The organism is Methylobacterium sp. TK31 (assembly GCF_055361545.1).
On the sequence record NZ_CM143964.1, the window covers coordinates 3,836,914 to 3,849,780 of the forward strand.

Genomic DNA, 12,867 nt, shown 5'->3' on the forward strand with positions numbered 1-12,867 from the left:
CCTCTCCCGCCGCTCCCGGCGCGGGGACGGCCAGCCGGACGACAGGACGAGCGATGGGCGAACGGATCACGATCACGGCCGGCGACGGCACGCAGGCGGTCATCGATGCCGACGGGGCCGAGCCCGTCTCCTGGCGGGTCGGGGGCGGCGAGTACCTCTGGAGCGGCGACCCGGCGCACTGGAATCGGCACGCGCCCTGGCTCTTCCCCGTGGTCGGCGCCTCGACCGGCGGCACGGTCCATGTGGGCGAGGCGGCCTACCCGATGCCCCAGCACGGCTTCGCCCGCGACCTGCCCTTCACGGTGATCGAGCGCTCCGGCGACAGCGTGAGCCTGCGCCTCGCCGACAGCGCCGAGACCCGGGTGCACTACCCTTACACCTTCCGCCTCGACATCACGGCCCGGGTCGGCCCCGGGCTCCTCGATTTCGAGATCTGGATCGAGAACACCGACACGGTGCCCCTGCCCTACGGGCTCGGCTTCCACCCGGCCTTTCCCTGGCCCTTCGCCGGCGGCACCCGGGCGGCCGGGGGCGGCTACGCGGTCCGGTTCGAGCACCCCGAGCGCCCCTTCGCCCCCGAGGTCGGGGCGGGCGGGCTGCTCCTGCGCGACGAGCGGCCGATCCCCTTGGAGGGCGACACCCTGCCCCTCGATCCGGCGCTCTTCACCGAGGCACTGGTCTTCCGCGATGCGGCGAGCGGCTGGATGCGCTTCACAGGCCCGGACGGCACGGCGATCCGCCTCGCGGTGTCGGACTTCCCCCACCTCGCGGTCTGGACCAAGCCGACGGCGCCCTTCCTCTCGCTGGAATGCTGGACCGGCCATGCCGACTGGGCCGGCTTCGCGGGCGATCTCAAGGACCGCGATTCGCAGCGCCTGCTGGCGCCGGGCGGTCGCGCCCGCCACGGCGTCACCCTGTCCTTCGAGCGGGAGACCCGAGCATGACCGGCACGGTCCCGCCCGAGACATCGCTCTCCGAGGAAGCCTTTTCCGCACAGGCCTGGGCCCGCAACGCGGCGGCCTACGAGGCCATCCGCACCATGCCGTTCAATGCCGAGCTCGCCGCCGGCACCCTGACCCGGGCGCGCTTCATCCACTACATCGTGCAGGACGCGCACTACCTCGTGGGCTTCGGCCGCGCCCTGGCGCTCGCCGCCGCCAAGGCGCCGAACCCCGACCGGATGGTGCAGTTCGCCCGGGCGGCCGAGACCGCCATCGTGGTGGAGCGCTCGCTCCACGGCGGCTTCTTCCGCGATTACGGCATCGACGCCGAGACCTTCGCGAAGACCCCGCTCTCGCCGCCCTGCGACCACTACGTGTCCTACCTCGTGGCCACCGCCTATGCGGAGCCCTACGCCGTGGTGCTCGGGGCGCTGCTGCCCTGCTTCTGGATCTATGCCGAGATCGGCCGGGACATCTTCGCCCGGGCGCGGGCCGACAATCCGTACCGCGCCTGGATCGACACCTATGCGGGCGAGGAGTTCGCGCAGGCGGTCGCCGCCATGATCGCCGCCACCGACGAGGCCGCCCGGAGCGCCTCGCCGGAGGTCCGGGCCGGGATGCACCGGGTCTACACGCAGGCCACCCGCCTCGAATACCTGTTCTGGGACGGGGCCTATCGCGACGCGGCCTGGCCGGTCTGAAACCCGCTCCGGCCGGTCACGTCGGTCGGCACGCTCGCGTCAGGCCCTCTGCATGCAGGCCAGTTGATCGCAGACGGCACCGCGCCGTCATTCCGGGGCGCCGCAGGCAAGCCCGGACCCGGAGGGATCGACCCGCGACGGACGACGCTCACAGGGCCTGGAGCCGGGGCGCCCGCGCGCCGGCGCCCAGGCGGGTCCGGCTGCGGAACCGGTCCCGGGCGGCGCGGGCCGCCTGCTCGACGCTGCGGAAGACCGTGCCGTCGAGGGGGGCGAAGTCGCGGCTCGACGAGAAGAAGCGCACGCCGCCCGGCTCGGGCACGGCGATCCCGGCGGTGATTTCGCCGATCTCGATCACCCGCGGCGGGGCGGGCTCGGCATGGAGGCGGTTGCGGGCGCGCTCCGCCCGGTGATCCACGAAGCCGGGGGGCGCGTGCAGGCGATTGAGCGCCCGCTCGGCCTCGATCTGAAGATGGGGCATGACAAGGACTCCGGTGGCCGGCGCGGGGCCGGCGGACAACGAACGGTGGGACGCGACGGAGAGGTCAGCGTCGACAGCAGCCGCGTTGGGCCCGGAGAGCCGAGGACGGGAGAGCCGAGGCATCGCCCCGCCCAGGGATTGCGTTGCAGACAGTCACGGCAAGTCATCCTTTCAAAGAAGGACCACGAGGCGCGAGCGCATCGCGGTGCTTTAGCGTTTGATGACGCGGCGCAAGCTACACACTTCAAATCACCGCGGTCCGGCGGCACCAAGTGGCGTCGCCGGACGTCTTCAAGATGCTCATCAGACCGCATTTCGTCAACGGATCGATCTTCCGAATGCAGTGCAATCCTTGGCAGAAACGGCCTCGCTCGGCCGCCGGCGCGCGTGCTTCCTTCGTAAACCCGATCAAGCGGCCGCGATGACGCCGGCGAGATCCCGGTAATCGCGAAAGATCCGGGCGGCGCCGGCCCGGGTCAGGTCCGCGGCCGCCGGATCGTGGACCCAGTGCCCGCCGCCGCTGAAGCCGACCACCCGCATGCCGGCGGCGCGGGCCGCCGTGACGCCGGGCACGCTGTCCTCGATGACGAGGCAGGCCGCGGGGGCGACGCCCATCGTGGCGGCGGCGTGGAGGAACAGGTCCGGCGCCGGTTTGCCCCGCGCCACCATGGTCGAGGAGAAGATCCGCCCCTCGAACAGCGGCAGCAGCCCCGTGAGGCCCAGGGAATGGCGCAGCCGCACGGGGTCGCTGCTCGAGGCGACGCAGGAGGGCAGGCCGAGGGCGGACACCGCCGCGGCGACGCCCGCCACCGCGCGCAGCTCCGTGTCGAAGGCCCGGAGCGTGTCCGCCTTCACGGCCTCGACGAAGCCCTCCGGCGCCGTGATCCCGTAATCCTGCGCGATGTGGCCCATGATCGAGACCATCGAGGTACCGGCGAAGCGCGCCCGCACGGTCTCGACGTCGATGGGCACGCCGATGCGGTTGAGGCCGGCCGTGAGGCGCGCCAGGCTGATCGGCTCGCTGTCGACGAGCACCCCGTCGCAATCGAAGATCACCAGCCCGAGGGGCGGGGCGGTCTCGCCGGGCGCGGGCACCGGGTCGAGGAGGGCGGAGGCATCGCGCATGGGTCTGGGTCGGCTCTCGGGTTGCGGCCGGGCCCCGCCCGCGGCGCGGCCCCGTGCCCGCATATGGCGCGCTCGCCATCCGGCGCAAACCGCGAGGCCGCCAGGGTCCGGTATCGGCGGCACCGGCGTCGGTGGCTTGCGCCCATCGGCGCGCCCTCCTACTCAGCCCCAGGGCCGGCGCGGATGCCGGCGGGTGCGATCGGGTACGATGGTCCGTTTCCTCAGCCGCTTCCTCGGCCTCGTCTTCCTGGCGGCGGGCTTCGTCTGCCTCGTCTATGACGGCGCCCGCTCAATCGCGAACAACACCCTGCGGGTCACCAGCGTCAGCGACCTCGCCTTCACCCTGTTCAAGGACCGGGCGAACGCCCTCCAGGGCACGGTGGAGAGCGTCGCCCCCTGGCTCTGGAAGATCCTGGTCCTGCCCCTCACCCTCGCGCCCGCCGCCCTGATCGGCCTCGTGATCGGCGCCGTCCTGCTCTGGCTCGGCCAGCCGGCGCGGGAGCGGATCGGCTTCCTCAGCGGCCCCTGAGCCGGCGCCGGGCGGGGAACCGCCCGCCAGGAGTGCCATTTCGCACGCGCTGCCCGGCCGATCCCTCGCGCCGCGCGGCCGAGGTGCCATAATCCCGGACGGTCTTCGTCGTAGACGCACGGGACCAGCGGGTCGCGGGACCGGTCACGCCCGGCCGTCCCGACGCTTCGTCACCTGTCAGGGATCGTCCGCCATCATGTCCCGCATCGTCGCCGCCTCCGCCCTGGCCGTCCTCCTCGGTGCCGCGCCGGTCCTGGCTCAGCCCTCGCCGGGCGCGCCCCCGCGCAACATCGCCCCGACCGGGGTGACCAAGCCGCCGGGCCGGGCGGATGCGGGCAAGGCCCCCTATACCCGCGCCTCCACCGAGGCGGACATGGCCAAGGCCCAGCGCGCCTCCGCCGCCCGCGACAAGGCCTGGGACACCAAGATGCGCACCACCATGGGCTCGATCTGCAAGGGCTGCTGAGGCCGCCGGACCGCGCGCCGGCCCAGGCCCCGTGATCCGCCTGGAGGGCGTCAGCAAGCGGTTCCCCGGGGCCGAACGCCCGGCCGTCGACGCCCTCGACCTCGCCGTCGCCGAGGGCAGCGTCTGCGCCCTGATCGGCCCGTCCGGCTGCGGCAAGTCCACCACGCTCCGCATGGTCAACCGGCTGGTCGAGCCGGATTCCGGCCGGGTGCTGGTGGCCGGCCAGGACGTGATGCGGGGCGACCCCGTCGCCCTGCGCCGGCGCATCGGCTACGTGCTCCAGGGCGTCGGCCTGTTTCCCCATCGCAGCGTCGCCGACAACGTCGGCACCGTGCCGGGCCTGCTCGGCTGGGGGCGGGCCCGGATCGCCGAGCGGGTCGACGCGATGCTCGACCTCGTCGGGCTCGATCCGGCCCAGTACCGGGCGCGCCGCCCGCACGAGCTCTCCGGCGGCCAGCGCCAGCGCGTCGGCGTCGCCCGGGCGCTCGCGGCCGACCCGCCGGTCCTGCTGATGGACGAGCCCTTCGGCGCGGTGGACCCCGTCGCCCGCGACCGCCTACAGGCCGAGATCGGTGCCATCCTGCGGCGCCTGGGCAAGACCGTGCTCATCGTCACCCACGACATCGACGAGGCGATGCGCATGGGCGACCGGGTCGTGCTGATGCGCGCCGGCCGCATCGTCCAGGCCGACACGCCCGAGCGCCTCCTCGCCGCCCCGGCCGACGCCTTCGTCGCCGGCTTCGTCGGGCAGGACCGGGCCCTGCGCCGTCTCGCCCTGATCGCCGCCGGGAGCCTGGCGCGCCCCGGCGCCGTGCCGGACGCCCCCGCCATCGCCGCCGGGGCCTCGCTGCGGGAGGCGCTGTCGCTCCTCCTCGCCTCCGGGGCCGACGGGCTCAACCTCGCCGGCGACGGCCCGCCGGCCCATCTCACTCTGGCGGCGATCCGGGCCGAGGCGGCCCGGGCGGCGGGGTAGCCCCCCTTACTTGCACTCCTCGCGGGCGCGCTTCATCGCGTCGCCGAACCCGGCCAGGGCGTACTCGTCGCTGGTGGGATTGCCCCGCATCGAGGTGGTCTTGATCTGCAGCTTCGGCGTGCGGGTCATCTCGGTGACCACCCGGGTCTCCTCCGCCGGGTTCTGGAGCCAGGCGTTGTTGTCCTTGGTGACGAGGCCGTAGCGGGTGGCGCCGAGGTTCAGGGTCGGGTCGGTGGACGCCGGGCCCGCATTGGCCTTGGCCTGGCTCCCCGCGGGCTTGGCCGGGAAGCCCAGCATCACCGCGACCTCGTTGGCCACGTTCTCGGCCTTGCGCACGGTGACGAAGAGGTAGGCCGTGTCGCGCTTCAGGGTCTTGGGCGAGCGCGTCTGCGGCTGGGCGATGGCGTAGCAGACGCGGGTCTTGCCCTGGCCGTTGGCGAACACGTTCCAGTCGCCGAAGATCGCCACCGGCGTCGCCTGCTGCATGCCGGGCGCTGTCACGGCGGCCTTCGAGGCCCGCTCGCGCCCCCGGCGGGACTTCTTGCGGCCCGGGGCCTCCGCCTCCTCGGGGGCGGCCTCCGGCACCTGGGCTCGGGCCGGGCCGGCCGCGAAGGGATGGGGGGCGCCGACGAGGGCGGCGGGGCCGGACAGGACGAGGAAGGCGGCCCCGAGTCGGAGGCCGCGTCGCAGAACAGGAACCATGGAAGACCCTTCGGGACGTCGCCGGGCCGAAAGACCCGACCGTCCGGATGTTCGGCGCCGCGGGGCGCCGGTTTCAGGATTGCGTGCCCGCCCCGATCAGGCGGCGTGGGTCTCGGCGCCGGAGAACGCCGCCATCACGCTCGCGAGGGCGGGGGCGGCCAGCGTCGACAGGGCGGGGGCCTCCGCGGGGGCCGGACCCGCCGCCGCGGAAGCCGCGGACATCGGCAGGCGCGGCAGCGCGCGGGGCTTCGGATCGTTGTAGGGCGTGTTGTAGCACTTGCGCACCGAGGCCCAGAACGCGACCCGGTCGTCCTCGGGCAGGCGGCTCAGGGCGGTGTCGATCAGGGCCGTGGCCTCGGCCGCGAGGGCGGGGACGTCATCCGGCGCAATCCAGCTTTCAGCAGCGGGCATGAGAAGATCTCCGAGAGGCTCGGGACAGGGTCCTACACAGCATCACATAGCTGAGCCGTGAACGCACCTGCCCCGATTCGGGTTCTTTCGCCTCAGTCCTGCCCGAGCGCCGCGAGCCAGCGGTTCGCCTGCGACCGCACGTTGTCCGGCGCGGTGCCGCCGTAGCTGGTGCGGCTCGAGACCGAGTTCTCGACGCCGAGCACGGCGTAGACCGCCGGCGTGATCCGCGGCTCGGCGGCCTGCATCTCCGCCAGGGAGAGCTCCTCCAGCCCGACGTTGCGGGCAGAGGCCGCGCCGACGAGGCGGCCGGTGACGTGGTGCGCCTCGCGGAACGGCAGGCCGAGCTCGCGCACCAGCCAGTCGGCGAGGTCGGTGGCGGTGGCGTAGCCGGACCCGGCGGCGCGGGCGAGCACCGGGGCGTTGGGCTCGAGGTCGCGCACCATGCCGGTCATGGCGGCGAGACACAAGGAGAGCGCCTGGAGGGCGTCGAAGGTGCCCTCCTTGTCCTCCTGCATGTCCTTCGAATAGGCGAGCGGCAGGCCCTTCATCACGATGAGCAGGCCCGTGAGCGCGCCGATGACGCGGCCGGACTTCGCCCGCACCAGCTCCGCCGCGTCCGGGTTGCGCTTCTGCGGCATGATCGACGAGCCGGTGGTGTAGCCGTCCGACAGCCGGATGAAGTTGAACTGGGCCGAGGTCCAGACCACGAGCTCCTCGGCGAAGCGCGAGAGGTGGACGGCGCAGATCGAGGCGGCGGCGAGCGATTCGAGGGCGAAGTCGCGGTCGGCCACCGAATCGAGCGAGTTCGCGGTGGGCCGGTCGAAGCCCAGGGCCGCGGCCGTGGCGTGCCGGTCGATGGGGAAGGAGGTGCCGGCCAGCGCCGCGGCGCCGAGCGGGCACTCGTTGAGCCGCGCACGGGCATCGCGGAACCGGCCGCGGTCGCGGGCCAGCATCTCCACGTAGGCGAGGCAATGGTGCCCGAAGGTGACCGGCTGGGCCGATTGCAGGTGGGTGAAGCCCGGCATCACCGTGCCGGCATGCGCCAGGGCCTTCTCGGCCAGCGCCCGCTGCAGGTCGGCCGCCTGGGCGTCGAGGCTGTCCAGGGTGTCGCGCACCCACAGCTTCATGTCGGTGGCGACCTGGTCGTTGCGCGAGCGCGCGGTATGCAGGCGCCCGGCTGCCGGGCCGACGATCTCGGTGAGGCGGCTCTCGACGGACATGTGGATGTCCTCGAGCTCGCGCTTGAACACGAAACCGCCCGCCTCGATTTCGTCGCGCACGGCCTTGAGGCCGTCTTGAATCGCGGCCACATCGGTGGATGGCAGGATGCCGGCTGCACCCAGCATCGCCACATGCGCCAGCGAGCCGCGGATGTCCTGGGGCGCGAGGCGCTTGTCGAACCCGATGGAGGCGTTGATCTCCTCCATGATCTCGGCGGGGCCGCTCGCGAAGCGCCCGCCCCACATCCGGTTGCTCATGCTGTCAATGACCCTTCCAGCCCTTCGCCCTGCCCACCCGGGCAAGCAACGATGATGCCCGGCACCCGGGCGATCCTCGCCGGCGGAGCCGCCCTCGTCGCCCTGTGCGGCGCATGGCTTGCCGTATACGGGACGGGCTCGACCGGCGGCAACTCCGCTCCCTGCACGGCCTCGGCCGCCGCGGCGGGCCGGATCGCGCCCCTGGCGCGGGGCGAGGTCGCCGCCCTCCAGGTCGCGGTCCCGCCGGTGCCCGCCCCCGCCCTCGCCTTCCGGGGACCGGACGGCGCCGAGGCCAGCCTCGCGGGCGTGGCGGGCCTGCGCCTCGTGAACCTGTGGGCGACCTGGTGCGCCCCCTGCAAGGCCGAGATGCCGGCCCTCGACCGGCTCCAGGCCCGCCTCGGCGGCCCGGATTTCACCGTGGTGGCGATCAACGTCGACACCCGCAACCTCGACGCTCCCCCCGCTTGGCTCAAGCAGAACGGCATCGCCCGGCTGGCCTACTATGCTGATCCGGGCGGCCGGGTGCTGCCGGCGATCCAGAAGGCCACCGGCTCCCTCGGCCTGCCCACGACCTTGCTGGTGGACGGGCGCGGCTGCACCCTCGGAGTGATGAAGGGGCCGGCGGAGTGGGACAGCGCGGACGGAATCCGGCTGATCGAGGCCGCCCTGGGCCGATCCTGACCGCCTCGTGGCACGGGCGGCACGGCCCAATGGGGACACGGCCTCGATGCCTACAACCCAGGATTACATTAGGATTCGTTCCTACAACATGAGAGATGGCCGGCGCGCGGATTTCGGTCCGCACGATCCTCGTCGTTGAATCATCCCAGTCTGTTGCAACGCCGATGTAATCTCCACTTCCTAGACAAGACTACGCAATACAAGTCGCTCCCGCGCGGATCGGGGCGAAATTTTAATCTTCGCTGGTCAAGATCGACATTCGGCTCTCGAACCCGGCTCGTCGCATCATGTCGTTCGGCTCCCTGTCCATCCGAACGAAGCTGTTCCTCAGCTTCGGCCTCGTTTTCCTTCTCGTGGCGGGAATCGGCGTGTCGGCGCTGGTGCAGCTGCGCTCCGTGAACGAGGTCGCGCGCGAGATGCGCGACGAACGCGTGCCGAACGTGCAGCTCCTCGGCAAGATCCAGGTGCTGGTGCTGCGCACCCGCACCAACGGCGCGCGGCTGATCACCGCCGATACGCCCGAGCTGCGCAACGAGGTCTCGGCGACCCTGGCCAAGCGGGAGGCCGAGATGACCGCCGTCCAGACCGCCTTCGCCGCACGGCCCAAGGCCCCGGAGGCCGCCGCCCTCTATCAGACCTTCGAGACGAACTGGACCGCCTACAAGGCGATGCAGGAATCGGTGATCGGGCTGGTGAAGGCTGGCGACGGCGCGGCGGCACAGCGCATCTACAACGTCGAGATGTCGGCGGGGGTGAACATGGTGCTCGGCCCGCTCCAGAAGCTTGTCGAGTACGAGGAGCGCAGCGCCGCCGCCAGCGGCGCCCGCGCCCAGGACACCTACGACACCGCCTCCCTCGTCACCACGATCCTGGTCGGCGTCGCCCTGCTGATCGCGGCCGGCGCCGCCATCGGCCTCACCCTCGGCGTCAGCCGCCCCCTGCGCCGGATGACCGACGCCATGGGCCGCCTCGCCGACGGCGACGCCACGATCGCCGTGCCGGGAGCCGGGCGCGGCGACGAGATCGGCGCGATGGCGGGCGCCGTGCAGGTCTTCAAGGACAACCTCCTGCGCACCCGCGCCCTCGAATCCGAGACCGCGGCGGCCCGGGCCGGCGCCGAGGCCCTGCGCCGGGAGACCATGCGCACGCTCGCCGACCAGTTCGAGGCCGCGGTGGGCGGCGTCGTGGCTCAGGTCGGCACGGCGGCGGCGCAGCTGCAGGCCACCGCCGGCAGCATGTCGGTCAATGCCGGCGAGACCGCGCAGCGCTCCGTCACCGTGGCGGCGGCCGCCGAGGAAGCCTCCTCCAACGTTACCACGGTGGCGGCGGCCGCCGAGGAACTCGGCTCCTCCGTGGTCGAGATCGGCCGCCAGGTTCAGGGCTCGGCCACCCTCGCCCGCGAGGCGGTGACCAATGCCGGCCAGACCGCGACCTTCGTGCGCGACCTCAGCGAGGCGGCCCAGCGCATCGGCGACGTGGTGGCGATGATCTCGACCATCGCGGGCCAGACCAACCTGCTGGCGCTCAACGCCACCATCGAGGCGGCCCGCGCCGGGGAAGCCGGCCGCGGCTTCGCCGTGGTCGCCGCCGAGGTCAAGGAACTCGCCAACCAGACCGCCCGGGCCACCGACGAGATCACCGGCCAGATAGCCCGCATCCAGGCCTCCACGGGCCAGGCGGTGGAGGCGATCGGCGGCATCACCGGCCGCATCCGCGAGATCAGCGACGTGGCGACGTCCATCGCGGCGGCCGTCGAGGAGCAGGGCGCGGCCACCCAGGAGATCGTGCGCAACGTCGCCCAGGCCTCGGTCGGGACCGGCGAGGTCACCCAGAACGTCGCCGGCGTGGCCGGGGCCGCCGAGGAGACGGGGGCGGCCGCCGCCCAGGTGCTGGCCTCGGCGAGCGAGCTCTCGCGCCAGTCGGACGCGCTCGGCGGACAGGTCGCCCACTTCCTCGCCACCATCCGGGCGGCCTAAGGGCCGCGTCCGGGCGGCTCAAGAGCCGCGCTCAGAGCAGGGCGTCGAGGCCCGCGATCACCCGCTCGGGCGGATCGTCCGGGTACTCGTCGGGCAACCCTGTGCGGTTGACCCAGACCGGCCGGAAGCCGAAGGCGGCCGCGCCCGCCACGTCCCAGCGGTTCGACGAGCAGAACAGCACGGCGCCGGGCGCCACCCCGAACCGCTCCGTGGCGACGCGGTAGGCGGCCGGGGCGGTCTTGAAGGTCCGGGCCGTCTCCACCGAGAGCACCGCGTCGAAGGCGTCCGCCAGCCCGGCGGAGGTCGCCGCCCGCTCCAGCATCGCCGCGTCGCCGTTGGAGAGGATGGCGGTCCGCCAGCCCGCCGCGCGCAGGGCCCGGAGCGTGCCGGGCACCTCCGGGTAGGCGTCGAGGTCGCGATAGGCGTCGAGCAGGCGGGGCCGGAGCGCCCGGTCGACGCCGGGACAGCGCGCCAGAGCGTAGTCCAGGGCCCGCTCGGTCAGGTCCCAGAACGGGGCGTGGCGCCCCATCAGGCCGGTCACCCAGGAATATTCGAGCTGCTTGGCGCGCCAGGTCTCGGACAGGGCCATCGCCTCCGGCCCGATCGCGGCGGCATGGCGCGCCACCGCCGCATGGACGTCGAACAGGGTGCCGTAGGCGTCGAAGACGGCGATGCGGGGGGATTCGGCCATGCGGGACTTCTCACAGCGGGAGGCGGTCGATGCTCACTGGGACGGCGGCCTTCGCCGTCACGCGGATCGCGCGCGGAATTCAGGCGCGTCGCAGGCGGATTCCGAAGAGGCGCAGCGTCCCCAATAACAGCACGGCGTAGACCAGCGTTCCGGCGATCCCGAGCAAGCCCAGCACCGCGATCTCGCGCAGGCGCGGCAGGGCCGGCACCAGGGCGTCGGCCAGCGGCAGGCCGTAGACAGCGGTGGCCGCGAGCGCGATGCAGGCCGCCACGACGCCGAGGACGGTGACGCCGAGGGTCCGGCCCGGCGCCATCCAGCCGCGCCGCCAGGCGAGCGCCACCAGGATGCCGAGATTGACCCACTGGCCGATGGCGGTGGCCATCGCGAGGCCGGTGACGCCGTAGGGCCCGGTGAGCACCACCTTGAGGGCGACGTTGATCGCGATGGCGGTGAGGGAGGCGATGAGCGGGGTCATCGTGTCCTGGCGGGCGTAGAAGCTCGCCAGCGCGCTGCGCAGGAGCACCACGGCGGGCAGCGCCAGCCCGTAGGCGGCGAGCACCGAGGCCGCCCGGGCCGCATCCTCGGCCCCGAAGGCGCCGCGCTGGAACAGGGCCGCCATGATGAGGGCCGGCAAGGTGAGGAAGGCCACCGTGAAGGGCGCCGAGAGGGCGAGGGAGAAGCCCGCCGCCCGGTTCTGCGCCGCGTGCGCCCCGGCGACGTCGCCGGCGGCGATGCGCCGGCTCATCTCCGGCAGCAGCACCGTGCCGGCCGCGATGGCGATGACCCCGAAGGGCAGCTGGTAGAGCCGGTCGGCGTACCACAGCGCCGAGATCGCCCCGGTGGGAAGGAGGCTCGCCAGGATGGTGTCGGCGAAGGAGGCAATCTGGAACCCGGCCGAGCCGATCACCGCCGGGCCCAGCACCTTGAAGAAGCGCCGCATCGCCGGGTCGCGCAGGGTCGGGGTCGTCAGGGCGGGGGCGATGCCCGCCCGCCGGCAATCCCACCAGACGAGGGTGAATTGCAGCACGCCCGAGACAGTCACGCCCCAGGCGGCGGCGTAGGCGGCGTTCGGAAACAGCGCGGCGAGTCCCAGCGCGACCAGCATCGACAGGTTCAGCAGCACCGGCGCGCCGGCCGCCACCGCGAAGCGCCGATGGGCGTTGAGGAGGCCGGAGAACAGGGTGACCAGGGTGATGAACAGGAGGTACGGGAAGGTGATCCGGGTCAGCGACACGGCCAGGGCGAAGCGCTCGGGGTCCTCGGAGAAGCCCGGCGCCAGGGCCCGCACCACCCAGGGCATCGCCGCCAGGGCGAGGGCCAGGACGGCGATCTGCACGAGGAGCATCAGGGTGAAGATGCGGTCGGCGAAGCGCCGCGCCGCACCGGCCTCGGCCTTGTCCGTCTCCGAGAGGCCGGCATAGCTCGGCACGAAGGCGGTGTTGAAGGCGCCCTCGCCGAAGATCGCCCGGAAGTGGTTCGGCAGGCGGAACGCCACCACGAAGGCGTCGGCGAGCGGCCCCGCCCCCAGGATCGCGGCCATCACGACGTCGCGGGCGAAGCCGGTGACGCGGGAGACCAGCGTCCAGCCGCCGACGGAGAGGATGCTGCGGATCATGGGCTCGCTCGACGCGCGCGACGGAACCCTCCCCTCTCCGCGGGGGAGGGACTCGGGCGCCTGGGGAAGTCAGTGCGGAGATGCCGAGGCAGGATCGCGC

Annotated in this window: 14 protein-coding genes; 7 read left to right on the forward strand and 7 right to left on the reverse strand. The window is 73.1% G+C overall.

What is annotated here, in order from left to right:
* Positions 1-53 precede the first annotated feature (53 nt).
* Positions 54-944 carry an aldose 1-epimerase family protein gene (locus tag ACXJY8_RS17795; protein ID WP_463771453.1) on the forward strand — a complete coding sequence of 297 codons (891 nt, stop codon included), beginning with the start codon at positions 54-56 and terminating at the stop codon, positions 942-944.
* Complete coding sequence (gene tenA, locus ACXJY8_RS17800; protein ID WP_463771455.1) at positions 941-1,642, forward strand: thiaminase II; 702 nt, start codon at positions 941-943, stop codon at positions 1,640-1,642. The genes ACXJY8_RS17795 and tenA overlap by 4 nt, the downstream gene beginning before the upstream one ends.
* A gap of 148 nt (positions 1,643-1,790) precedes the next feature.
* Here the strand turns inward: tenA and ACXJY8_RS17805 are convergent, their stop codons facing one another.
* Together ACXJY8_RS17805 and ACXJY8_RS17810 are read right to left on the reverse strand one after the other, a co-directional pair.
* On the reverse strand, positions 1,791-2,120 hold the full coding sequence (locus ACXJY8_RS17805) for a hypothetical protein (protein ID WP_463771457.1): 330 nt from the start codon (positions 2,118-2,120) through the stop codon (positions 1,791-1,793).
* Positions 2,121-2,528: 408 nt separating this feature from the next.
* Positions 2,529-3,245, reverse strand: coding sequence for an HAD family hydrolase (locus tag ACXJY8_RS17810; protein ID WP_463771460.1), 717 nt, complete (start codon positions 3,243-3,245; stop codon positions 2,529-2,531).
* Positions 3,246-3,453: 208 nt separating this feature from the next.
* On the opposite strand from ACXJY8_RS17810, the gene ACXJY8_RS17815 reads away from it, so the two are divergent.
* The 3 genes from ACXJY8_RS17815 to ACXJY8_RS17825 all read left to right on the forward strand — a co-directional run bounded on the left by ACXJY8_RS17815 (position 3,454) and on the right by ACXJY8_RS17825 (position 5,213).
* The gene (locus tag ACXJY8_RS17815; RefSeq protein ID WP_463771463.1) at positions 3,454-3,774 is read left to right on the forward strand and encodes a PetM family of cytochrome b6f complex subunit 7; all 321 of its coding nucleotides are present in this window, start codon (positions 3,454-3,456) and stop codon (positions 3,772-3,774) included.
* Between the two features lie 196 nt (positions 3,775-3,970).
* Positions 3,971-4,240 carry a hypothetical protein gene (locus ACXJY8_RS17820; protein ID WP_463771465.1) on the forward strand — a complete coding sequence of 90 codons (270 nt, stop codon included), beginning with the start codon at positions 3,971-3,973 and terminating at the stop codon, positions 4,238-4,240.
* Positions 4,241-4,271: 31 nt separating this feature from the next.
* The gene (locus tag ACXJY8_RS17825; protein WP_463771468.1) at positions 4,272-5,213 is read left to right on the forward strand and encodes an ABC transporter ATP-binding protein; all 942 of its coding nucleotides are present in this window, start codon (positions 4,272-4,274) and stop codon (positions 5,211-5,213) included.
* Between the two features lie 6 nt (positions 5,214-5,219).
* On the opposite strand, the gene ACXJY8_RS17830 is transcribed toward ACXJY8_RS17825, so the two are convergent.
* The 3 genes from ACXJY8_RS17830 to argH form a co-directional block, all read right to left on the reverse strand.
* The gene (locus tag ACXJY8_RS17830) at positions 5,220-5,915 is read right to left on the reverse strand and encodes an invasion associated locus B family protein (RefSeq protein WP_463771470.1); all 696 of its coding nucleotides are present in this window, start codon (positions 5,913-5,915) and stop codon (positions 5,220-5,222) included.
* A 96-nt stretch (positions 5,916-6,011) separates the two neighbouring features.
* Positions 6,012-6,326 carry a hypothetical protein gene (locus ACXJY8_RS17835; RefSeq protein WP_463771474.1) on the reverse strand — a complete coding sequence of 105 codons (315 nt, stop codon included), beginning with the start codon at positions 6,324-6,326 and terminating at the stop codon, positions 6,012-6,014.
* A gap of 92 nt (positions 6,327-6,418) precedes the next feature.
* Positions 6,419-7,804 carry an argininosuccinate lyase gene (gene argH / locus ACXJY8_RS17840; protein WP_463771478.1) on the reverse strand — a complete coding sequence of 462 codons (1,386 nt, stop codon included), beginning with the start codon at positions 7,802-7,804 and terminating at the stop codon, positions 6,419-6,421.
* A gap of 54 nt (positions 7,805-7,858) precedes the next feature.
* Here argH and tlpA point away from each other — a divergent pair, with 54 nt between their 5' ends.
* Both tlpA and ACXJY8_RS17850 read left to right on the forward strand, forming a co-directional pair.
* A complete protein-coding gene (gene tlpA / locus ACXJY8_RS17845; RefSeq protein WP_463780765.1) occupies positions 7,859-8,485 on the forward strand; it encodes a thiol:disulfide interchange protein TlpA in 627 nt (208 codons plus the stop codon).
* Between the two features lie 287 nt (positions 8,486-8,772).
* Positions 8,773-10,461, forward strand: a complete 1,689-nt coding sequence (locus tag ACXJY8_RS17850; RefSeq protein ID WP_463771481.1) for a methyl-accepting chemotaxis protein — start codon at positions 8,773-8,775, stop codon at positions 10,459-10,461.
* A 31-nt stretch (positions 10,462-10,492) separates the two neighbouring features.
* Here ACXJY8_RS17850 and ACXJY8_RS17855 read toward each other — a convergent pair whose 3' ends face one another.
* The gene (locus ACXJY8_RS17855; protein WP_463771483.1) at positions 10,493-11,152 is read right to left on the reverse strand and encodes a haloacid dehalogenase type II; all 660 of its coding nucleotides are present in this window, start codon (positions 11,150-11,152) and stop codon (positions 10,493-10,495) included.
* A 79-nt stretch (positions 11,153-11,231) separates the two neighbouring features.
* A complete protein-coding gene (gene murJ / locus ACXJY8_RS17860; RefSeq protein WP_463771486.1) occupies positions 11,232-12,767 on the reverse strand; it encodes a murein biosynthesis integral membrane protein MurJ in 1,536 nt (511 codons plus the stop codon).
* Positions 12,768-12,867 lie beyond the last annotated feature (100 nt).